General features: G+C 75.0%; 12 protein-coding genes. 8 read left to right on the plus strand and 4 right to left on the minus strand.

Translation table 11 applies throughout. The features are described from left to right. Positions 1-3 precede the first annotated feature (3 nt). The 4 genes from ASF50_RS06130 to ASF50_RS06145 all read left to right on the plus strand — a co-directional run bounded on the left by ASF50_RS06130 (position 4) and on the right by ASF50_RS06145 (position 6,077). Entirely contained in the window at positions 4-1,503 is a 1,500-nt protein-coding gene (locus tag ASF50_RS06130; protein ID WP_056903789.1) for an FAD-linked oxidase C-terminal domain-containing protein, read from the plus strand. Continuing rightward, positions 1,503-2,780 carry an FAD-binding oxidoreductase gene (locus tag ASF50_RS06135; protein ID WP_056903790.1) on the plus strand — a complete coding sequence of 426 codons (1,278 nt, stop codon included), beginning with the start codon at positions 1,503-1,505 and terminating at the stop codon, positions 2,778-2,780. The genes ASF50_RS06130 and ASF50_RS06135 overlap by 1 nt, the downstream gene beginning before the upstream one ends. Next, complete coding sequence (gene glcF / locus ASF50_RS06140; protein WP_235557567.1) at positions 2,780-4,201, plus strand: glycolate oxidase subunit GlcF; 1,422 nt, start codon at positions 2,780-2,782, stop codon at positions 4,199-4,201. Before ASF50_RS06135 ends, glcF begins: the two co-directional genes overlap by 1 nt. Positions 4,202-4,292: 91 nt before the next feature. Further along, the gene (locus ASF50_RS06145) at positions 4,293-6,077 is read left to right on the plus strand and encodes an L-lactate permease (protein WP_056864045.1); all 1,785 of its coding nucleotides are present in this window, start codon (positions 4,293-4,295) and stop codon (positions 6,075-6,077) included. Positions 6,078-6,107: 30 nt separating this feature from the next. Here ASF50_RS06145 and ASF50_RS06150 read toward each other — a convergent pair whose 3' ends face one another. After that, the gene (locus ASF50_RS06150) at positions 6,108-7,238 is read right to left on the minus strand and encodes an SDR family oxidoreductase (RefSeq protein WP_056903791.1); all 1,131 of its coding nucleotides are present in this window, start codon (positions 7,236-7,238) and stop codon (positions 6,108-6,110) included. Positions 7,239-7,281: 43 nt separating this feature from the next. Further along, positions 7,282-7,800 (minus strand): pyridoxamine 5'-phosphate oxidase family protein, encoded by a 519-nt coding sequence (locus ASF50_RS06155; protein WP_056903792.1) that lies wholly within the window; start codon positions 7,798-7,800, stop codon positions 7,282-7,284. Between the two features lie 328 nt (positions 7,801-8,128). Between ASF50_RS06155 and ASF50_RS06160 the strand changes: the two genes are divergently transcribed. Next, positions 8,129-8,419, plus strand: a complete 291-nt coding sequence (locus ASF50_RS06160; RefSeq protein WP_056903793.1) for a hypothetical protein — start codon at positions 8,129-8,131, stop codon at positions 8,417-8,419. Between the two features lie 10 nt (positions 8,420-8,429). Here ASF50_RS06160 and ASF50_RS18855 read toward each other — a convergent pair whose 3' ends face one another. Together ASF50_RS18855 and ASF50_RS06175 are read right to left on the minus strand one after the other, a co-directional pair. Then, complete coding sequence (locus ASF50_RS18855) at positions 8,430-9,989, minus strand: hypothetical protein (RefSeq protein ID WP_056903794.1); 1,560 nt, start codon at positions 9,987-9,989, stop codon at positions 8,430-8,432. A 297-nt stretch (positions 9,990-10,286) separates the two neighbouring features. Further along, a complete protein-coding gene (locus ASF50_RS06175) occupies positions 10,287-11,387 on the minus strand; it encodes an LCP family protein (protein WP_082500213.1) in 1,101 nt (366 codons plus the stop codon). Positions 11,388-11,544: 157 nt separating this feature from the next. On the opposite strand from ASF50_RS06175, the gene ASF50_RS06180 reads away from it, so the two are divergent. From ASF50_RS06180 to ASF50_RS06190, 3 genes are read left to right on the plus strand one after another with little or no spacing between them, the layout of a single operon-like run. Next, the gene (locus ASF50_RS06180; protein ID WP_162242365.1) at positions 11,545-16,236 is read left to right on the plus strand and encodes an SMP-30/gluconolactonase/LRE family protein; all 4,692 of its coding nucleotides are present in this window, start codon (positions 11,545-11,547) and stop codon (positions 16,234-16,236) included. Between the two features lie 56 nt (positions 16,237-16,292). Beyond that, complete coding sequence (locus tag ASF50_RS06185; RefSeq protein WP_156718121.1) at positions 16,293-18,869, plus strand: Ig-like domain-containing protein; 2,577 nt, start codon at positions 16,293-16,295, stop codon at positions 18,867-18,869. After that, positions 18,866-21,769, plus strand: coding sequence for an Ig-like domain-containing protein (locus ASF50_RS06190; RefSeq protein WP_056903797.1), 2,904 nt, complete (start codon positions 18,866-18,868; stop codon positions 21,767-21,769). The genes ASF50_RS06185 and ASF50_RS06190 overlap by 4 nt, the downstream gene beginning before the upstream one ends. Positions 21,770-21,773: the final 4 nt, after the last annotated feature.

Genomic DNA, 21,773 nt, shown 5'->3' on the forward strand with positions numbered 1-21,773 from the left:
ACGATGACCACGACCAAGGAGCCCGGGCCCACCGCGGCCACGGCGGCGGGGATCGAGGCCGTCGCCGAGGTGGCGCGCCGGCTGCTGCCCGCCGACGGGGTGATCAGCGACCACGCCCGGCTGCGCACCTACGAGTGCGACGGACTGGCGCACTACCGCGTCACCCCGGCGCTCGTGGTCATGCCCGAGGACACCGCCCAGCTGGCCGCCGTCGTCCGTGCCTGCGCCGAGCACCGGGTGCCCTACGTGGCCCGCGGCTCCGGCACCGGCCTGTCCGGCGGCGCGCTGCCGCACGCCGAGGGCGTCCTCGTCGTGACCTCCCGGATGCGCTCCATCACCCAGATGCGCCCCGAGGACCAGCGCGCCGTGGTCGACCCCGGCGTCATCAACCTCGACGTCACCCGCGCCGCCACCCCCCACGGGTACTACTACGCCCCCGACCCCTCCAGCCAGCAGATCTGCTCCATCGGCGGCAACGTCGCGGAGAACTCCGGCGGCGCGCACTGCCTGAAGTACGGCTTCACCACCAACCACGTCGTCGGCGCCGACTTCGTCACCTCCGACGGCGACGTCGTGGCGCTGGGCGGCGACGCTCCCGACACGCCCGGCTACGACCTGCTCGGCGCCGTCGTCGGCTCCGAGGGCACCCTCGGTGTGGTCACCTCCACCACGGTGCGGCTGACCCGGCTGCCCGAGGAGGTGCGCACGATCCTGGTCGGCTTCGCGACCACCGACCAGGCGGGCGCCGCCACCTCGGCCATCATCTCCGCGGGCATCGTGCCCGCCGCGATCGAGATGATGGACGCGCTGGCCATCGAGGCCGCCGAGGCCGCCACCCACTGCGGCTACCCCGAGGGCGCCGGCGCCGTGCTCGTCATCGAGCTCGACGGCGCCTCGGGCGAGGTCGAGGCGGAGTACGCCGAGGTCGAGCGCTTCTGCGCCGAGAACGGCGCCTTCGAGCAGCGCCTGGCCACCGACCCCACCGACCGCGCCCTGATCTGGAAGGGCCGCAAGTCCGCCTTCGCGGCCGTGGGCCGCATCAGCCCCGACTACATCGTCCAGGACGGCGTCATCCCGCGCACCGCCCTGCCGGAGGTGCTCAGCGCGATCGCCGAGCTCTCGGCCTCCTCGGGCGTGCGCGTGGCCAACGTCTTCCACGCCGGCGACGGCAACCTCCACCCCCTCGTGCTCTTCGACGACGCCGTCGAGGGCGCCGGCGAGGCCGCCGAGGAGGTCAGCGGCGCGATCCTCGACCTCTGCATCCAGCACGGTGGCTCGATCACCGGCGAGCACGGCGTGGGCATGGACAAGGCCAAGTACATGCCGCGGATGTACACCGACGAGGACCTCGACACCATGCAGATGGTGCGCTGCGCCTTCGACCCGCAGAACATCTCCAACCCCGGCAAGGTCTTCCCGACCCCGCGGCTGTGCGGCGAGGTGCCCGGACGCCACAAGGGCGCCCACCCGCTGCAGGACGCCGGCCTCGCGGAGGTGTTCTGATGAGCGCCCCCACCCTCGACACCCCGGCCCGCGAGGCCCTGGCCTCGGCCTGCGCCGAGGTGGCCGACCCGGACGGGCACGACGGGCACGACGACGTCGACGGCGTGCGCCCCGGCCTCGTGGCCCGACCCACCGACGTCGCGCAGGTCGCCGAGGTGATGCGCGCGGCCACCGCCCACGACCTCGTCGTCGTGCCGCGGGGCCGCGGCACCAAGCTCACCTGGGGGGCACCACCCACCCGCGCCGACGTGCTGCTCGACCTCGCGGGCCTCGACGCCGTGCTCGACCACCAGGCCGGCGACCTCATCGTCGCCGCCCAGGCCGGGGCCCGGCTCAGCGCCGTGCAGGAGGTGGCCGGCTCCGCCGACCAGCGCCTGGCCCTCGACGAGACCGTGCCCGGCACCAGCATCGGCGGGCTGCTGGCCACCAACACCAGCGGCCCCGGACGCGTCGCCGTCGGCAGCGCCCGCGACCTGCTCATCGGCGTCACCGTGGTGCGCGCCGACGGCGTCGTGGCCAAGGCCGGCGGGCGCGTGGTGAAGAACGTCGCGGGCTACGACCTCGGCAAGCTCCTCATCGGCTCCCTGGGCACCCTCGCGGTCGTCGTCGACGCGACCTTCCGGCTCCACCCCCGCCCCGCCGCCCACCGGTGGGTCAGCGTCCCCGCCGCCACTCCCGCCGAGGCGCAGCGCCTGACGCAGGCCGTGCTCCACGCCCAGGCCGTGCCCGGCGCGATCGAGGTCGAGTGGCCCCGCGACGCGCAGGGCAGCGGAGGCGTCGTGAGCGTGCTGCTCGAGGGCCGCGAGGACGGCGTCGCCGCCCGGGCGGCCACCGTGCGCGGCCTGCTCGGCGCCGCGGCCTCGGAGTCGACCGACGCCCCGGCCGCGGGCGCGGCGTACCCCTGGGACACCGCGGCGCGCGGCGACGAGCGCTCCGTGGCCCTCAAGTGCACCTTCGCGCTCTCCGGCCTCGCCGACGTGCTCGGCGCGGCCGAGCGCGCCGGGGCCCACGTGCGCGGCTCGGCCGGCGCGGGCGTGGTCTACGCCGCGCTGCCGCCCGCCACCGCCCCCGACGAGGCGCGCGCCGCCGTCGAGGGCCTGCGCCGTGCCACCACCGCCCGCGGCGGCAGCACCGTCGTCGTCGACGCCCCGGCCCACCTCAAGGCCGGTCTCGACGTGTGGGGACCGGTGCCGGCGCTCGACCTCATGCGCCGCGTGAAGGACCAGCTCGACCCTGACCACCGGCTCGCGCCGGGCCGCTTCGTGGGAGGCATCTGATGACCGACACGTCCAGCAACGACACCCGCGCCGGGGGCGACCCCCGCCCGCGGCAGGGCGAGACCCTGGGGGAGATGGGCGGCATCGTCGACCTCGGCATGCCCGTCCCCGGCGGCGCCTTCGACGACCACAACCCGCCCGACTCCGCCCTCATCGGCGACTGCGTGCACTGCGGCTTCTGCCTGCCGACGTGCCCCACCTACGCGCTGTGGGGCGAGGAGATGGACAGCCCCCGCGGGCGGATCTACCTCATGAAGCAGGGCCTCGAGGGCGAGCCGATGACCGACTCCATGGTCGAGCACTGGGACGCCTGCCTGGGCTGCATGGCCTGCGTGACCGCGTGTCCCTCGGGCGTGCAGTACGACACCCTCATCGAGCAGACCCGCAACCAGGTCGAGCGCCACCACGAGCGCAGCGCGGGGGAGAAGGCCCTGCGCGGGCTGATCTTCGCCCTCTTCCCGCACCCCAAGCGGCTGCGGCTGATGCGCGGGCCGCTGCGCGCGATGCAGGCCACCGGCCTCGACCGCGCCCTGCGCCGCACCGGCCTGCTGGAGCGGATGTCGCCCCAGCTGGCCGCCATGGAGAGCCTCGCCCCGCGGCTGGGCCGTCCCGAGCCGCTGCCGCCCTACATCGACGCGATCGGCCAGCGCCGCGCCGTGGTCGGCCTGCTGACGGGCTGCGTGCAGGGCGCCTTCTTCCCCGGCGTCAACTCCGCCACGGCCCGCGTGCTGCGCGCCGAGGGCATGGACGTCGTGGTGCCCCAGGCCCAGGGGTGCTGCGGCGCCCTGTCGGCCCACAACGGACGCGAGGAGGAGGCGCAGGACTACGCCCGCCGCCTCGTCGACGCCTTCGACGTCGCCCGGGTCGACTACGTCGTGGTCAACGCCGCCGGCTGCGGCTCGACGATGAAGGAGTACGCCGCGCTGCTGGCCGACGACCCGGCCTACGCCGAGCGCGCCCGCTCCTTCGCCGACAAGGTGCGCGACGTCTCCGAGATCCTCGACGAGCTCGGGCCGGTCGCCCCCCGCCACCCGCTGGAGATGAGCGTGGCCTACCACGACGCCTGCCACCTCTCCCACGCCCAGGGCGTGCGCGCGCAGCCGCGGCGCCTGCTCGAGGCCATCCCCGGCCTGGAGCTGAAGGAGATCGCGGAGGCCGAGCTGTGCTGCGGCTCGGCGGGCATCTACAACATCATCAACCCCGAGCCGGCCCGCGAGCTCGGCGACCGCAAGGCCGCCAACATCGTCGCCACCGGCGCCCAGGTGCTGGTGACCGCCAACCCCGGCTGCCTCATGCAGGTCACCTCGGCCATCGAGCGCTCCGGGCACCCGATGGGCATGGCCCACACCATCGAGGTGCTCGACGCCTCGATCCAGGGCGCCGGCGCCGGCGTCTTCGCCCCGACCCCGGCCGCCCGCTGACCCCTCCGTCCCACCGCTGACCCTCCGCACCACCCCGTCCTGGGCTCCGTCCCCGGATCCGTCCCCCACTGCCGCACCCTCGGGAGCCCGCATGTTCCAGCAAGACCTCCAACCCGTCGGCGACTCGCTCGCCCTCAGCGCCCTGTGCGCGGCGCTGCCGCTGCTCACGCTCTTCGTGCTCCTGGGCGGGCTGCGCCTCCAGGCGTGGCTGGCCGGCCTGATCTCCCTCGGCGTCGCCCTGGTCATCGGCGTCGCCCTCTTCGGCATGCCCGTCGGCCAGGCCGCGCTCGCGGCCTTCGACGGGGCGGCGTTCGGGTTCTTCCCGATCCTGTGGATCGTCATCAACGCGATCTGGGTCTACAACCTCACCGTCGCCTCGGGCCACTTCGACGTGCTGCGGCGCTCCTTCGAGAAGGTCAGCCCCGACCAGCGCATCCAGGCCATCATCATCGCCTTCTGCTTCGGCGCGCTGCTCGAGGCCCTCGCCGGCTTCGGCACCCCCGTGGCGATCACCGTGGTGATGCTGATGGCGCTCGGCTTCCGCCCGATCAAGGCCGCCGCCGTCGCGCTCATCGCCAACACCGCCCCGGTCGCCTTCGGCGCCCTGGCCACCCCCATCGTCACGCTCGCCTCGGTCACCTCCGCGGTCAGCGACGACCCCCGCCTGACCGTCGACGGCCTCGGCGGCATGGTGGGCCGCCAGACCCCGATCCTCGCCGTCATCGTGCCGCTCATCCTGGTGCTGGTCGTCGACGGCCGCCGCGGGCTCAAGGCCACCTGGCTGCCCGCGCTGGTCTGCGGCGGCGCCTTCGCCGTCGCGCAGTTCGTGGCCGCCAACTACATCTCGGTGCCGCTGGCCGACATCGTCGCCGCCCTCGTCGGCGCCGCCGCCGTCGTGCTGCTGCTGCGGGTCTGGACGCCCGCCGACGTGCTGACCGCCGAGCAGGCCGCCGCCGAGGACGACGAGGTCGAGGACGCCCGTGCGACCTCGACCCGCCGGGGACCGAACGGCCTCTCGACCACCGTCACCGCCTCCACCGGCCGCGGCGCCCCCGCCGGAGGGGGCGCGACCAGCGGCCCCGGCGGCACCTCGCCGGGATCGCGCGCCGGGGAGGCGCCCCGCGACAGCGGCGCCGACGTGGCCAAGGCCTACGCGCCCTACCTCGTGATCATCGCGATCTTCTCGATCGTCAGCATCCCCGCCGTCGTCGACGCGCTCGCTGAGGAGCCCTTCACCTACTCCTTCGCCTGGCCCGGCCTCGACATCACCAACCCCGCCGGCGACCCGGTGGCCACGCTGTTCAAGCTCAACTGGCTCCCGGCCGCGGGCACGCTGATGATCCTCGCCGGTGTCATCACCGCCGCGATCCTCAAGGTCTCGCCGGGCGAGGCCGCCCGCACCTACGTCAAGACCTACGTCGAGCTGCGCTCGGCCATCGTCACCGTCATGGCCGTGCTGGGCCTGGCCTACGTCATGAACCTCTCGGGCCAGACCACCTCGCTGGGCGCCTGGCTGGCCGGCGCCGGTGGGGCCTTCGTGCTGCTCTCGCCGATCCTCGGCTGGATCGGCGTGGCCGTCACCGGCTCCGACACCTCCGCCAACGCGCTCTTCGGCGCGCTGCAGGTGCAGACCGCCCGCGAGGCCGGTCTCGACCCGCTGCTCATGGCCGCCGCCAACACCTCCGGCGGCGTGCTCGGCAAGATGGTCAGCCCGCAGAACCTCGCCATCGCCGCCGCCGCGGTGGGCATGGCCGGGCGCGAGGGCGACATCTTCCGCAAGGTGATCGGCTGGAGCCTCGGGCTGCTCCTGCTGGTCTGCGTCATCGTCGGGCTGCAGTCCACCCCGGTGCTGGGCTGGATGGTGCCCACCAGCTGACCCGCGCGCCGCGGCCGGGCGTGCCGCGGGTCACCCGACCCGCGGCACGACCCGGTCGGCCTCGAGCCGGTCGAAGAGGTCGAGGAAGGCCTGGAGCGTGGAGCGGTAGCCGGTGAAGCCCGCGGCGCGGCTGCGGGCCAGGTCGGTGAGGCACTCCATGTCGCGGCCCAGGTCGCCGTCGGTGTGCCACCACGACGCCACCCGGTCGAGGTCGGGCTCGGCGAGGCCCTCGCGCTCGGCCAGCGCCGTCCACACCGGACCCGCGTCGGCCATCTGCTGCTCGAGCGGCCGGGGCCGGTCGGCGTACCCCTCGGGCTCGACGCCCAGGCGGGCGGCGAGGCGGGGCCACAGCCAGCGCCAGCGGAAGACGTCGCCGTTGGCGGTGTTGAAGGCGGTGTCGGCGGCGGCCGGGGTGGTGGCGGCCCAGTGCATCTGCTCGGCCAGCAGGCCGGCGTCGGTCATGTCGGTCAGGCCGTCCCACTGGGCCTGCGAGCCCGGGAAGACGAAGGGCCGCCCCAGCTCGCGGCACACCGCGGCCTGGGCGGCGAGGGTCTGGCCCATGTTCATGGCGTTGCCCAGTGCGTAGCCGATGACGGTGTGGGCGCGGTGCACGCTCCAGGTGAAGCCGTCACGCCCGGCGGCGGCGAAGAGCTCGTCCTCCTGGGCGTAGTAGAAGTTGGGGTAGGGCAGGCGCTCCTCGTCCTCGTGGAAGGGCGTGTCGGGCACCTCGCCCTGGCCGTAGGCCTCGAAGGGGCCGAGGTAGTGCTTGAGGCCGGTCAGCAGCGCGACGTGGCGCACGGAGCCGGCGGGCCGCACGGCGGCGAGCACGTCGCGCACCATGGCGGCGTTGACGCGGATGTTCTCGGCCTCGGTGTCCTGGCGCGCCCAGGCGGTGAGGAAGACGTGGGTGGGGCGGTGCCCCTCGAGCGCGGCGGCCAGGGCCGCGGCGTCGGTCAGGTCGGCCTGCACGGGCTCGACGCCGGGCACGTCGCTGGCCGAGCGCCGGGAGAGCCCGAGGACCCGCCAGCCCTGGTCGACCAGTAGCCGGCTGAGCGCGGAGCCGGCGATGCCGGTGGCGCCGACGACGAGCGCGGTGCCCGCGTCGTGTCCGGCGGGCCCGTCGGCGGGGTCGGCGGTGGGGAGGTCGGTGGTGGTGTCCATCCCACCGACGGTAGGCGCCCCGACCAACCGGGCCGGGCCCGGCTCAGCGCGGTGCGACGGCGACGTGACCGGGGTCGCGCTGCACCGACCCGGGACGTACGCCGACCGGCGCCACGACGGCCGCGGGTCGCAGCAGCCGCCCGGTCAGCTCGGTGGGCACGAGCCGGAAGAGCATGGTGCGCGGGCCGCCGGGCCACGGCGCGGGATCGCCGTGGTCCTCGGCCCCGGGGGAGCCGGGCACGCCGGTGAGCACGTGCTCGGTGGTGCCGCGGGCGACCACGCTCCAGCCGCTGCGGGTGCGCGGGTCGGCGTCGTCGACCTCGAAGACGACCTCGAGGCCGGGCAGGTGCACGCCGAGCCGGCTCCAGGAGGCCGTGCGGAACCACACCGCGTGGTCGTGCACCCGGTGGTTGAGGGGCAGCAGCACGGCCCTGCCGCCGAGCACGCAGGCGAGGCGACCGACGGGCTGGCGGGCCAGGTGCTCCCAGCACTCACGGGTGGTCAGGTCGCGCAGGGTGGGCTCGGGGGCGAGGTGGGCGGCGGGGTCGCTGGGGTGGTCCATGGGGGCTCCTGGCCTGCGGCGGCGTGCGGGGACGTGCGGGGACGTGCGCCAGTCCACCGTCGCGGCGAGGGTCGTGCCCAGGGGCGAAGGTCCGCCGCGCGCGGGACCGGAGACCCCCGTCCCCGGTCCCGCGCCGTCGCGGCCGGCGAGCGGCCGGGCGCGGGAAGCAGGGACCTTGGACCCTGTCGGGGGTGTGACGGCTGGGCTGGGATGGACCTCGTCGACGGGGGTCGGCGTCAGCCGCTGCGACGCCAACGAGCCTCGAGATCTCCCCGGTCCGGCCCGAGGGGCCCCCGTCGGCCCCCCGACCACGCCCCCAGGAGCAGCGATGACCCTCACCGAGCTGGTGCACCGCCGACGTCGTCGGCGTGCGGCGTCGCTGCGGGCCCGCGGCTCCCTGGCCTGGGCGCTGCACCCGGCCACCTCGCCGCTGGAGGTGGCCGCCGCGCTGCGTGAGCTGCCGGGCCGTGACCTGGCCCGCCTGCTGGCCCACCCGGTGCCCGAGCACGCGACACCGGGCTACGCCGCCAGCCTGAGGGCCGTGCACCAGCTGGTCGCCGCCGAGGTGCAGCGCCGCCGGCCCCTCTCCCCGGTGGGGAGCCGGGCGGCGCCGACCTGAGCCGGCCCGGTCAGGAGCAGGTGGCGCCGAAGGCGGCGATCTCCTTCTCCAGCTGCGCGATCCGGGCCTCGGTGTTGTTGTCGTAGGCCGGGGTCGGCCCGGGCACCTGCCAGAAGCTGGGCAGGTAGACCTCGCCGTAGGTGGCGCCGGTGGTGCGCAGCCGGTCGAAGACCGGCGCCCAGTCGTAGCCGTCGGGCTGGATCATCTGCAGGCCGCGCTCGACCGGCTTGGACCAGATCCTGTCGAACTGGCCCTCCACGGTCATGTCGGGCGAGCCCCACTCGCGGGTCTCGTCCCAGCCGTTGGCCTGCACGAAGAACCGGTCGCTGTCGGCGCCGACCAGGCTGACGACGTGGTCGGCGAGCGCGGCCGACTGCCCGCCCGAGAGGGGTCCGTAGCCCGAGAGCGGGAGCTCCACGGCCAGGTCGGCCGAGGCGAGGGAGGCGGCCACGTCGATCAGCTCGCGGTGGCCCTGGAGCCAGGCGGTCTGCGTGTAGCCGGCGGCGGCGCGGACCTCGGCGCCGTGGTTGAGCTCGGCCCAGTCCAGGCCGTACCAGGACAGGTGCAGCAGGTGGACGTCGTGGGCGCGCGACCAGGCGGCGAGCTTGCGGGCGTAGGCGGCGTACTCACGCAGGAAGACGTCGTTGGTGCCGGTCGTGGAGTCCCAGGGCAGCGGCACGCGGGCACCGTCGACCAGGTAGCTCGCGGCACCGGCGTCGAAGACCCGCGCCGGGGTGTGGGCGCCGGCCATGAAGCGGATCGAGAGGGCCTTGCCGGCGCTGCGCGCGATCTCGTCGGCGAGGTCGAGCACGGGGTGGGTGGTCTGGGTGCCGGTCAGGTCGACGGCGTCCCACGGGAAGCGCACCGAGAAGCCGACGACGCCGGGCAGGGCCAGGGCGGCCTCGATGCGCGGGCGCAGCCGCTCGAGGTCGGTGACCGAGGAGACCTGGTAGAGCACCCAGGTGCCGCAGGACTCCTGCGCGAGGTCGGTGGTGACCGGCGTCGGGGTCGGGGTCGGCGTGGGGGTGGCCGTGGCGGTCGGGGTGGGTGTCGGGGTGGGTGTCGGGGTGGGCGTCGCGGTGGCGGTCGGCGTCGGGGTGGGCGTCGCGGAGGCCGTGGGCACCGTCAGGTCGGCGGTGTAGGCCAGGTAGCGGTCCTTGAGGGGGTACGACGTGCGCACGACCAGGCGGTAGGAGCCCGCGGCGACCCGGCCGGAGATCCGCACCGGGCTCGTGCCGGAGTCGCTCATCACCACCGAGCCGTCGGGTCGGCGCAGCGAGACCGTCAGCGTCGGCGGGGTGACGCGGGCCGCTCGCCGGGCCAGGCGGCCGGAGTCGCGGCGCAGCTCGAAGTCCACGCGGGCCGCGAGCGTGCCGGCCGGTGTGTCGACGTCGTAGGAGCGCGACGGGTTCTGGCTGGTGAGCCGACCCGACAGGTCGGCCGACCAGCCGGGGGAGGACGAGGCGCCGACGAGCAGCGAGGCCACGACGGCGGTCAGGAGGGTGAGGACGCCGACGAGGGCGCGGCGCGTGCGGGCGCGCGGTCGTGCCGGGGGGGTGCTGGGGGGCATGGGGGAGCTCCTGGGCGTGGGTGGGGACCACGACCACCGCGGGACCTGCGAGGGGGAGGAGGGTGCCTCCGGGGGGAGTGCGGGGGGCCGTGGGACGCCGGCGGGGGTGCCGGGCGCGGACCACCGGGTCGGTCCGTGCCCCTAGAGCATCGGCAGCCCCCGCGGCCGATCCATCAGCAAAGTGGGGTAATCAGGGCCGCGTGGGACCCATGACCCTGGACAAACGCGTGGGACAGGTCTCCGGATTTTGCTCTGGATCACCGATCTGGAGGATCGGCCGGTGCCTCGCACGGTGCCTCAGAGAACGGGCCCGACCGTGGTGAGCTCGGGGTGCCGGGCCGCCCAGGCCTCGACGGTGTCGGTGCGCAGGGCCTCCCACAGGGTGTCGGCCCGGGCGCGGTCGAGGTAGACGACGCTCTCCGCGCCCTCGCGGCCCAGCCCCGACACCGGGGCCGAGAGGTAGGTGATGTCGTCGCTGGTCATGCCGCGCAGCTCGGTGAGGAGGGCCCGCATGTCGGAGACCTCCCAGCCGCTGTCGACGGTGACGTTGCGGGTGACGGTGTCGAGCAGGTCGTAGACGTCCCAGGGAGCGGGCCCGCCGAGCTCGCGCAGCGCCCCGCGGGCGAGGTTGCGCGCCACCGCCAGCTCACGGCGGATGCGGTCGAGGTCGCCGCCGGGCAGGCCGTAGCGCTGGCGCACGTAGAGCAGCGCCTGGCGCCCGTCGAGGGTCTGCCGCCCCTGGGCCCAGACCACGTCGTGCCGGGTGTCGGTGACGGTGCGGGGCACGGTGACGGTGACCCCGCCGACGGCGTCGATGATCGAGCCGTAGCCGGTCCAGTCGGTGATGGCGACGTGGTCGACGCGCAGGCCGGTGAGCTCCTCGACGGTGTGGACGGCCAGGCGCGGGCCGCCGTAGGAGTAGGCGGCGTTGATCTTGTGCGAGCCCCAGCCCGGCACGTCGACCCAGGAGTCGCGGGGGAAGGCGACCACCGAGGCGCCGGCGCGGTCGCCGTCGACGTGGACCAGCATCATGACGTCGGAGCGACCCGCGCCCGGGATCCAGCCCTCGAGGTCGGCCTCGGTGCCGGTGGTGAGGCCGTCGGCGCGCCGGTCGGTGCCCATGACCAGGATGTTCATCGAGTCGGCCGCCGGGCCGCTGCTCGGGCGCGGGGGTCGGTCCTCGAGGCCGGTGAAGACGCCGTCGACGCGGTCGACCTGCCCGGCCAGGTGCGACTGCACCACCAGCAGCGTGCCCACCGCGGCGAGCACCGTGGTGAGCACCGTGCAGCCCACCATGATGGCGGCGCGGGCGCGGCGGCTGGCCGGGGGGCCGGCTGGGGGGCCGGCTGGGTCGGCCGGTGCTCCAGGGCTCGGGGGAGCGTCGTGAGCGGTCGTCATGGGGCGAGCCTCCGTCGCTCCGGGCCCCCCTCGCCACGGCCTGTGCGGGGGTCCTCAAATGTGGGGAGCGGGCGCGACGCCGCCGGGGGTCCCCACAATGAGGCAAAAGGCCCTGCGGGGCCCGGGGGGCCGGGCGGTCGCTGGTCGTATCGCCCTCGTGGCCCGACACCGGATCGAACGACAGCGCACCCACGGCGAGCAGGCCGTGCTCATCGCCGCGGCCCTGCTCACCCTCGCGCTGGTGCTGACCACGTGCCTGGCCCTGGCGGCGAGCGCACGCGGCGCCGAGCCCGCGGCGAGCGCCGCACCGGCCCGGCTGGCCGCGGCGGCACCGCCGGACTTCCTCGGCACCCTGGCCGGGCCCTCCCAGGCGGCGATGTACCCCTCCGGCCTCGAGGTCGACGCGGTCCACGACCGGCTCGTCGTGGCCGACACCGGCCGCGACCGCGTGCTGTTCTACAGCCGCACCGGCACCAAGCTCGGCGGCTTCGGCACCTACGGCACCGAGCCCGGGCAGATGGCCAGCCCGCGCGACGTGGCGGTCGACGAGGCCGGCGACGTCTACGTCGCCGACGCCGAGAACAACCGGATCCAGAAGTTCACCGCCACCGGCACCTTCCTGTGGCAGCGCGGCGGCCTCGGCACCGGCAACGAGACCCTCAACACCCCCATCGGCGTCACCTGGGACGCCGCCAACGACGTGCTGCTCGTCGCCTCGACCGGTCAGTCGCTGGTCAAGGCCTGGGACGCCGACGGGGTCTTCCGCTGGAAGTCGCCCACCGGCACCGCGCTGGGCGCCAACGGCATCCGCGACGTCGCCCGCGGCCCCGACGGCCGGATCTGGCTGACGGCCTACAAGCAGCACCAGGTCAAGGCCTACGACGTGTCGGCGGCCGGGGTGTGGGCGAGCACCACGCCCGCGGTGGTGCTCGGCGACGGCGTCGCCTCGGGCAGCGGCGAGGGTCAGCTCAACTTCCCCTACAACACGGTCTGGTCCGCCGACGGCGACACGGTCTACGTCTCCGACACCGGCAACGGGCGCATCGCTCGCTGGGACCTCTCCGGCCCCACGCCGCAGTGGCTGCCGCCCTTCGGCGGGCGCTGCAGCAACCACCCGCAGCCCTGCGAGGACCCGCCGGTCGACGCGGGTCTGTTCAACCACCTGCGACGTGTGGCCGTCGACGCCGACGGCGCGGTCTACGGCGCCGACTTCTGGGGCGGCGGCCTGGAGGTCTTCAGCCCCGCGGGCGCCTCCGTGCGCTCCATCGAGGGCGCCGAGGCACCGGCCCCCGGCTTCGCCGAGGCCTACGCCGTCGACGTGGCCCCCAGCGGCCAGGTCTACGTCATGGACCGCCTCAACCACCGCATCCAGCGCTTCCGCCCCGACGGCACGTACGTCGACCGGGTCGGTGCCCGCGGCACCCAGCCGGCGACGTTCTCCTGGCCCGAGGGCGTGACGACCGGGCCCGACGGCTCGGTGTGGGCCGTCGACACGCGCGGTGACCGCATCGAGCGCTTCGCCGCCGACCTCTCGCCCACCGGCGTGCCGTCCTACGGCTCCACGGGCAGCGAGACGGGCCGCTTCAACTACCCCTCCAACGCCGACGTCGGCGCCGACGGCGTGGTCTGGGTGGCCGACACCCGCAACCACCGCCTGCAGACCTTCGACCCCGCGAGCGGCACCTTCGCCACCGTCGGCTCCCAGGGCGCGGCCCCCGGACAGCTGCAGGACCCCATGGGCGTGGCGGTGACGCCGGGCGCGGTCTACGTCGCCGACACCGGCAACGACCGGGTGCAGAAGCTCGCCCTCGACGGCACGCCGCTGGCCTCCTTCGCCACCGGCCTGCTCGGCCCCCAGGGCCTGGAGGTCGCCCCCGACGGCTCGGTCTGGGTGGCCGACACCGGCAACAGCCGCCTGGTGCACCTCTCGGCCGACCTCGTCGACCTCGGCGACGGCTTCGGCTCGCGCGGCAACGGCGACACCCAGTTCTTCGACCCCCACGACCTCGCCTTCGGCAACGACCGGATGTACGTCGCCGACACCTACAACGACCGCGTCCAGGTCTTCGCCGCCCCCGGCCCGGTCGACCCGCCGCAGGAGCCGCTGAGCCCGGTCTACCGCGACCAGCTCTCCGACCCCGGCGGTCGCGCCCCGGTCTACCCCGCCGGCCTCGCCGTGGTCGACGGCACCTGGTACGTCGCCGACTCCGGGGGCAGCCGGGTCGTGACCCTCGACCCCGCCACCGGCACCGTCACGCCGCTGACCACGACCGGTCTCACCGACCCCCGCGACCTCGAGCTCGACGCGGCCGACCCCACCGCGCTGTGGGTGACCGACACCGGCGGCAACCGTGTCGTGCGCCTCTCGCGCACCGGCCAGCAGCTCGGCACCATCGGCGGGCTGACCCAGCCCTACGGCCTGGCCAACGACGCCACCCGGGTCTACGTGGCCAACACCTACGCCAACAGCGTGCGGGCCCTCACCCGTGCCGGGGCGACGGCCTGGACCCAGACCACCTGCGGCGGCACCGCCTTCTCCCGCCCCCGCGACGTCGGTCTGGCCGACGACGGCCGGGTCCTGGTCGCCGACACCGACAACGACCGGATCGTGGTGCTCGAGGCGGCCACCGGCGCCTGCGTGCGCACCTTCGGCACCCGTGGCACCGGGGCGGTGCAGTTCAAGTCGCCGCGCAGCGTCACCTCCGACGGCGCGGGCGGCATGTGGGTGGCCGACGCGCTCAACTACCGCGTGCAGCACCTCACCGCCACGGGCGGCTCGCTCGGCGCGACCCCCGTCGCGGCCTACGGCGACGGGGCCCAGCAGTTCCGCTCGCCGCACTGCGTCACCCGGCTGCCGGGCACCACCGAGGTCGCGGTGTGCGACACGTTCAACTTCCGGCTCGCGGTCTACGACGGCGCCGGCGCGTCCCCGGCGTACGACCGGACGGTGGGGGGCACGAAGCCGACCGCCGGCGGCTTCAACGGCGCCTTCGCGGTGGCCTACGGCCCCGACGGCTCGCTCTACGCCGCCGACTGGTTCAACCACCGCATCCAGCGCTTCGCGCCCGACGGCTCCTACGTCTCGCAGTGGGGCGGCTACGGGCCGCAGAACGGCTCGCTGATCTTCCCGCGCGGACTGCTCGTCACCGCCGCGGGCGACGTCGTCGTCACCGACAGCGAGAACAACCGCATCGACGTCTTCACCGCCGCCGGCGCCTTCGTGCGCCAGGTCAAGCCCCCGGCCGGCACGACCCTGAGCCGCCCGCACCAGACCGCGCTCGACGGCAGCGGCGGCTACTGGATCGCCGACACCAACAACAACCGCGTCGTGCACCTCGCCTCCGACGGTGCCGTGCTGGGCACGTTCCCGGTCGCGGGCGCCGCGGCGGCCAGCAGGCCCGAGGGCGTCGCGGTCGACTCCGACGGCACGCTGCTGGTCTCCAACACCCAGAACAACCGCGTCGAGCGCTACTCCACCGCCGGCGCCCTCCTCGCCACCGTGGCCGCCTCCGGCACCGGCAGCGGCCAGGTGCGCAAGCCCGGCGGCCTCCTGGTCACCGGCACCGGCGCCGACCGGCGCCTCCACATCGCCGACGCCGGCAACGACCGCGTGGTCGTGCTCGACGCCACCGGCGCGGTCGAGACCGCCTTCGGCTCCACGGGGTCGGGCAGCGGTCAGCTCGAGCAGCCCCGCGGGGTCGCCGTCGACCCCACCGACGGCGACCTCGCGGTGGCCGACTACGGCAACGACCGGGTCTCGCTGTGGGACCCCCAGGGCACCCCGCCGCCGCCCGACACCACGGCCCCGGGCGTGACGGTCACGGCACCGGCCGCGGGTGCCTCGCTCCCGGCGGGCAGCGTCGCGGTCACCGGCACGGCCACCGACGACACCTCGGTCGCCGGGGTCACCGTGGCGGTGCAGCGCGCCGACGGCAGCTGGCTCCAGGCCTCCGGGGCGTGGGGGAGCACCCGCCAGGAGCTCGACGCGACCCTCGCCGCCCCCGGGTCCACCTCGACCGGCTTCTCGCTGTCCTTCGTCGCCGGCACCGCCGGCGGCCACACCGTGATTGTCACCGCCCGTGACCAGGCGGCCAACCCGGCCACCGCGACCCGGTCCTTCACGGTCGCGGGCGCCGACACCGGGGCGCCCGACACGGTCGTGACCTCCCCGGCGCAGGACGCCGTCGTGGCGCCGCCGACGCTGTCGCTGACCGGCACCGCCAGCGACCCCGCAGGCGGGTCGGGCGTCGCCTCGGTCACGGTGCTGGTCAAGGACCGCGACACCGGGCTGTGGCTCAAGGCCGACGGCAGCTGGGGGAGCACCACGGCGGGCGCCCAGCGCCTGGCCGACCTCGCAGCGCCCGGCGCCGCGAGCACCGGCTGGTCCCTCGACGTGCCGCTGGCGACCGGGAGGTACCTGCTGACGGCGCGCGCCCGCGACGGTGCCGGCAACCAGGACGCCACCCCCGCCTCGCGGCAGGTCACGGTGCGCGCGAGCGACAGCGTGGCCCCCGACGCCACCGTCACCAGCCCGGCCCAGGGGGCGCAGGTGCCGCTCGGGGCCGTCCCGCTGCGCGGCGGCGCCACCGACGACACCGGGGTCGCCACGGTGCTGCTGGCCGTGCAGGACACCGTGTCGAAGGAGTGGCTGCGCCCCGACGGCAGCTTCGGGGCGTCCTACCGCACCGTGACCGCCGTCCTCGCCGCCCCCGGTGCGACGAGCACCACCTGGGCCTTCACCTTCCAGCCGCCGCTGGCCCGGACCTACGCCGTCACCGCCATCGCCCGCGACGCCGCCGGCAACCAGGACCCCACCAAGCCCCGCAGCACCTTCACCGTCACCCCGTGACGGCTCCGCCCGCCCGCCCCGGCGGCACCTGCACCCGACACCACCACGAGGACCCGATGCCCACCACCCGCCGCACCCCCGCACCGCTGGCCGTCCTGGCCGCCCTGGCCGGGCTGGTGCTCGGCGCCGTCCTCGTCGTCGCGGGCCCCGCCTCGGCCGGCCCCGCCGAACCGGGGCCGGTGCTCGGCGGGCCGCTGCACGCCGAGATGTACCCCTCGGGGGTCGAGACGGCGCCCGACGGCACGGTCGTGGTCGCCGACACCGGCAACAACCGGGTCGCGCGCTACACCGCCGACGGCACGCTCGTGTGGTCGGTGGGCACCTACGGCGCGGGCACCGGACAGTTCGACAACCCCCGCGACGTGGGCGTCGACGCCCAGAACAACGTCTACGTCGCCGACACCCGCAACAGCCGCATCGTCAAGCTCTCCCCGAGCGGTGCCTGGCTGGGCTCCACCACCGGACCCGCCACCGCCTTCTCCTTCCCCCTCGGGGTCTCCGCTAAGGGCGACAAGGTCTACGTCGGCGACACCGGCCGCGCCCGCGTCGTCGTGCTCGACGACGACCTGGCGGTCCTGCAGACCGTCGTGGCCAACGGTGCCTGCACGAACATCAACGACAACCGCGACGCGCAGGCCGACAGCGCCGGCAACATCTACGTCGCCGGCTACAAGACCAACCAGGTCGTGAAGTTCGCCCCCGACGGCACCTGCCTGGCGACGTGGGGCGGCACCGGCACCGCGGAGGGCAAGTTCCGCACCCCCTACGGCATCGCCACCGCCCTCGACCCGGTGACGGGCCAGGAGCTGGTCTACGTCGCCGACGGGCTCAACAACCGGGTGCAGGTCTTCACCACCACCGGCACGTTCGTCACCGCCTTCGGCACCTACGGCGAGCCCACCACCGTGGGCACGTTCACCACGATGCGCCGCGTCGCGGTGGCCCAGGACGGCAGCGGCGACGTGTGGGCCGCCGACCTGTGGGGCGACCGGGTCGAGCGCTGGGAGCGCACCGACACCGGCTTCGCCTACGACCGCACCATCGGCGCGGTGATGCCCGAGGCCACCTCCACCGCGGTCTTCCACGAGCCGCGCGGCATGGCGCTCGCACCCGACGGCGACCTGTGGGTCTCCGACACCGTGCACCACCAGTTCCGCCGCTTCGACGCCTCGGGGTCCCTGGTCGGCCACTGCGGCCAGCGCGCCGCCGAGGGCACCCAGCTGGGGCAGTTCAACTGGCCCCGCGGCCTCGCGGTCGACCCCGCCACCGGCGACCTGTGGGTGGCCGACACCAAGCAGCACCAGCTGCAGGTGCTCGACGAGGGCTGCACCGGCATCGGCTTCGTCAAGAACGCCCCGGCCGGCACCGACACCCGCTCCTTCAACTGGCCCTACGACATCGCCATCCGCGCCTCCGACCGCTACGCCTTCGTCGTCGACACCCAGAACCACCGCATCAAGGCCTACGACGTCGCCGGCGCGGTCTTCGGCACCGACAACAAGGGCCCGATGCCCGTGCACGTCTTCGGCTCCCGCGGCGCCGGGGCCACCAACTTCCGCTTCCCCAGCGCGGTGGCCGTCGGCCCCGACGGCCACGTCTACGTCGCCGACCGCGGCAACAACCGGGTGCAGGAGCTGACCTACTCGCCGGCCGCGGGCTTCGCGCCCGTGCGGAGCTGGACCGCGGGCGGCACGCTCGACGCCCCCGAGGGCGTCGGCGTGGACCCCACGGGCCGTGTCGTGGTGGCCGACAGCGGCGACGACGAGATGGTCGTGCTGGCCCCCGACCGCAGCGTCGAGGCCACCGTCGGCGGCCTGCACCACCCCTCGGCGGTCGAGGTCGGGCCCACCGGCACCATCTACCTCGCCGACACCTACGCCGACGTCGTGCGCACCTACACGATGGGCGCCTCGCCGCCGCCCGACACGACCGCGCCGAGCGGCTCGCTGACCTCGCCCAGCGCGGGCCAGCAGGTGCCCGTGGGGCCGGTGACCCTGACCGGCACCGCGAGCGACGACCGCTCCGTCGCGGCGGCGTACGTCGCCGTGCGCCGTGGTGACACCTCCACCTGGCTGCGCCCCGACGGCAGCTGGGGCGCCTTCACCTGGGTGCCCACCACCCTGGTCGCCCCGGGCTCGACCTCGACCGGCTGGTCGCTGGGCCTCACGCTGCCCAGCGCGACCGGCTACGCCGTGCAGGTGCGCGTCGACGACGCCAGCGGCAACCAGAACCCGACGCCGCGACCGGCGACGTCCTTCACCGCGACCAGCGGCGGCAGCGACACCGCCACGCCGGTCGTGACCATCACGGCGCCCGCCGCGGGCGCCTCCGTGCCCGCGCCGGTGAGCATCACCGGCTCGGCCAGCGACGACCGGGGGGTCGCGTCCGTGAAGCTCGGCATCAAGCAGTCCTCGACCGGCCTGTGGTGGAACGGCACCACCTGGCAGGCCGCGGCCACCAAGGTCAGCGCCGTGCTCGCCGCGCCCGGCGGCGCCTCGACGACCTGGTCCTACGAGCTGGCCGGGGTCGCCCCGGGCGGCTACGGCTTCTCCACCGACGCCACCGACACCGCGGGCCGGCTCGCGACCGGCACGGGCAAGCCCGGCTGGCGGTCCTTCACGGTGACCCCGTGAGCGCCCCGGTGAGCACGGCGCGGCGTCGGGTGCCCCCGGTGGTGCTGGCGCTGGCCGTCGTCGCCGCAGGTCTGGTCTTCGTGGGCCTGAGCAGCCCGCCGGCGCAGGCGGCGTGGAGCGCCCCGGCGCTGGTGCGCTCGATCAGCGGCAACGGCCGCCCCGGTGTCTTCCCGTGGGGGGTCCAGGTCAACCCCGTCAACGGCGAGGTCGTGGTGGGCGACTACCTCAACAACCAGGTGCGCCGCTACACGCCGGCCGGGCGGGTCCTCGGCTCGTTCTACCGCGCCAACGCGACGGGCCAGCCGTACTCGATCGGTGTCGACCCCCGCCAGGGCGACATCTACGTGCCGGAGATCGCCGACGGCCAGCCGGGCAACAAGGTCGCGCAGTACAGCAAGGACGGTGCGTTCCTGCGCCAGCTCACCCTCAACGGCATCGACTACCAGGCCTGGATCAGCATCGACGCCGCCGGCAACCTGGTGCAGGCCGACAGCCACTACGCCAACTCGCTGACCAACCCGCCCGCCGTGCGGGTCTGGCGGCTCTCCGACGGGCGCAACACCCGCACCTTCAACGTGCTCCCGCCCGGCACCACGAGCAGCACCATCCCGCGCATCTACGGCATCGACACCGACGCGGCCGGGAACTTCTGGCTCACCGACACCTTCAACAACCGGATCCTCAAGTACTCACCCACCGGCTCCTACCTGGCCACCTACGGCGCCGACGTGCTCGGCGGCGACGCGCGCGGCATGGCCGTCGACGACGCGCGCAACCGGCTCTACGTCTCGGTGCCCACCACCGGCGTGGTGGAGGTCTTCGACCTGCAGGGCAACCACGTCGACACCCTCGGCGCCGGGGCCGGCACCGGCCCGCTGAACCTGGGCAGCCCGCGCCAGCCCGCGGTGGCGCCCGACGGCACGGTCTACGTCGCGGAGTACGGCAACGCCCGCGTCCACCGCTTCACCGCCACCGGCGAGGACGCCGGCTTCTTCCCGCGCCCCGCGCAGCCGGCCGTCGCCGGCCAGCTCGGCGAGCCGCGCGACGTCGACGTCGACGACCAGACCGGCGACGTGTGGGTGGCCGACTCGTGGAACCAGCGCTTCCAGCGCTTCGCCCCGACCGGTGCCTTCATCGGCACCTGGGGCACCCGCTCGGCCTCGCCGACCTACGGCATGAACTACCCCCGCGGGATCGGCGTCGACCCCGTCAGCAGGCGGGTCTGGATCGCCAACCAGCGCGGGCACCACATCAAGCGCTACGAGTACGACGGCACCTTCGTCGACCAGCTCGGCAGCGCCGAGAGCGACTCGGCCGACCCGGGCTCCTTCCGGTGGCCGCTCGACATCGAGTTCCAGGCCGGGCGGGCCATCGTGACCGACCGTAACTCCAGCAAGGTCAAGATCCTCGACGCCGCCTCCGGCACGGAGATCGGCCAGATCACGCGGGCCGGCAACCACGGCGGGGCGATCGACCCGGCCACCGGCAACGTGTTCCTCGCCGACGGCACCAAGGTCTACGTCTACAACCCCACCGGCACCACCCTGCTGACCAGCTTCGGCACGTCCGGCACCGGCGACGGGCAGTTCCGCCACATCTGGGACATGGTCGTCAGCAACGGCGTGCTCTACGTCACCGACGACCTGGCCTCGCGGGTGCAGGCCTTCACGACCTCGGGCACCTTCCTGGGCAAGTGGGGCGGCTACGGCCAGGGCGCCTACCAATTCAAGAACCCCTCGGGCATCGCCACCGACGACGAGGGCCTGCTCTACGTCGCCGACGCGGGCAACGACCGCGTGATGGTCTTCGACCCCGCCAGGGCACGTGGCGGCAGCGCCTGGCCGCCGCCGACCACGGCCCTGGCCTACCCGGGTCAGGGCGCCACCGTGCCGGCCCGTCCGGTGCGTCTCAGCGGCACCGTGACCGACGAGACCGGGGTGGCCTCGGTGCAGGTGGCCGTGCAGGACACCGGCACCGGGCTGTGGTTCGACGCGGGCAACTCGACCTGGTCGACCACCCAGACCTGGGCGCTGAGCCCGCTGGTCGGCGACACCGCCCGGAGCATGACCTGGGCGTGGAGCTTCATCGGCGTGGAGTACTCGGGCAGCTTCCACGCCGAGGTGCGCGGCGTCGACGTCGCCGGCAACGCCTCGCCCGCGACCTCCGTCGACTTCACGGTGGTGCCCGAGACCACCACCGACACCGTGGCCCCGGAGACGGTGCTCACCAACCCCTCGCCCGACGACAGCGTGGCCATCGAGCCGCCGCTGGTGGTGTCGGGCGACGCGGCCGACGACACCGGCGTGGAGTCGGTGGAGGTCAGGATCCGCCGCAGCGGCACCGGGCAGTTCCTCCAGCCCGACGGCTCGTTCTCGACGACCGCCGCCTGGCTCCCGGCCGCGCTCTCCGACCCCTCCACCGGCTCGACCGCGTGGAGCTGGTCGTGGGCCGACCCGTCGCCCGACGGCTACGAGGTCGCCACCCGCGCCACCGACGTGCTGGGGGCCGGTGCCGTCGCCGTGGTCGGCTCCTTCACGCTCACCGGCGTGCTGCCGCCCGACACCACGCCACTGGTCCTCTCGGACTCCCGGCCGGCCGCCGGCTCCACCGTGACCGCCGACGCCGCCACCCTCGGCGGCTCCGCCACCGACGACCGCGCGGTGGCCTCGGTCGACGTCGCGCTCAAGGACAAGACCACGGGCCGGTGGCTGCGCCCCGACGGCTCCTGGGGCGCCTTCAGCTGGCTCCCGGCGGCGCTGGCCCCGCCCGGAGCGGCGAGCACCACGTGGTCGCGCCCCTGGGCCGCGGCCCCGGGGTCCTACGGCTACCAGCTGCGGGCCTCCGACGCCGCCGGCAACCCCACCACGCAAGCCTTCCGCTCCTTCACCGTCGCTCCCTGAGGAG

The organism is Nocardioides sp. Leaf307, assembly GCF_001423135.1.
Lineage (GTDB): Bacteria > Actinomycetota > Actinomycetes > Propionibacteriales > Nocardioidaceae > Nocardioides > Nocardioides kribbensis.

Bases quoted from the DNA above. Each gene is read 5' to 3' on its own strand.
- ASF50_RS06130 (WP_056903789.1), top strand. From the start codon at position 4: ATGACCACGACCAAGGAGCCCGGGCCCACCGCGGCCACGGCGGCGGGG.
- ASF50_RS06135 (WP_056903790.1), top strand. From the start codon at position 1,503: ATGAGCGCCCCCACCCTCGACACCCCGGCCCGCGAGGCCCTGGCCTCG.
- glcF (WP_235557567.1), top strand. From the start codon at position 2,780: ATGACCGACACGTCCAGCAACGACACCCGCGCCGGGGGCGACCCCCGC.
- ASF50_RS06145 (WP_056864045.1), top strand. From the start codon at position 4,293: ATGTTCCAGCAAGACCTCCAACCCGTCGGCGACTCGCTCGCCCTCAGC.
- ASF50_RS06150 (WP_056903791.1), bottom strand. From the start codon at position 7,238: ATGGACACCACCACCGACCTCCCCACCGCCGACCCCGCCGACGGGCCC.
- ASF50_RS06155 (WP_056903792.1), bottom strand. From the start codon at position 7,800: ATGGACCACCCCAGCGACCCCGCCGCCCACCTCGCCCCCGAGCCCACC.
- ASF50_RS06160 (WP_056903793.1), top strand. From the start codon at position 8,129: ATGACCCTCACCGAGCTGGTGCACCGCCGACGTCGTCGGCGTGCGGCG.
- ASF50_RS18855 (WP_056903794.1), bottom strand. From the start codon at position 9,989: ATGCCCCCCAGCACCCCCCCGGCACGACCGCGCGCCCGCACGCGCCGC.
- ASF50_RS06175 (WP_082500213.1), bottom strand. From the start codon at position 11,387: ATGACGACCGCTCACGACGCTCCCCCGAGCCCTGGAGCACCGGCCGAC.
- ASF50_RS06185 (WP_156718121.1), top strand. From the start codon at position 16,293: ATGCCCACCACCCGCCGCACCCCCGCACCGCTGGCCGTCCTGGCCGCC.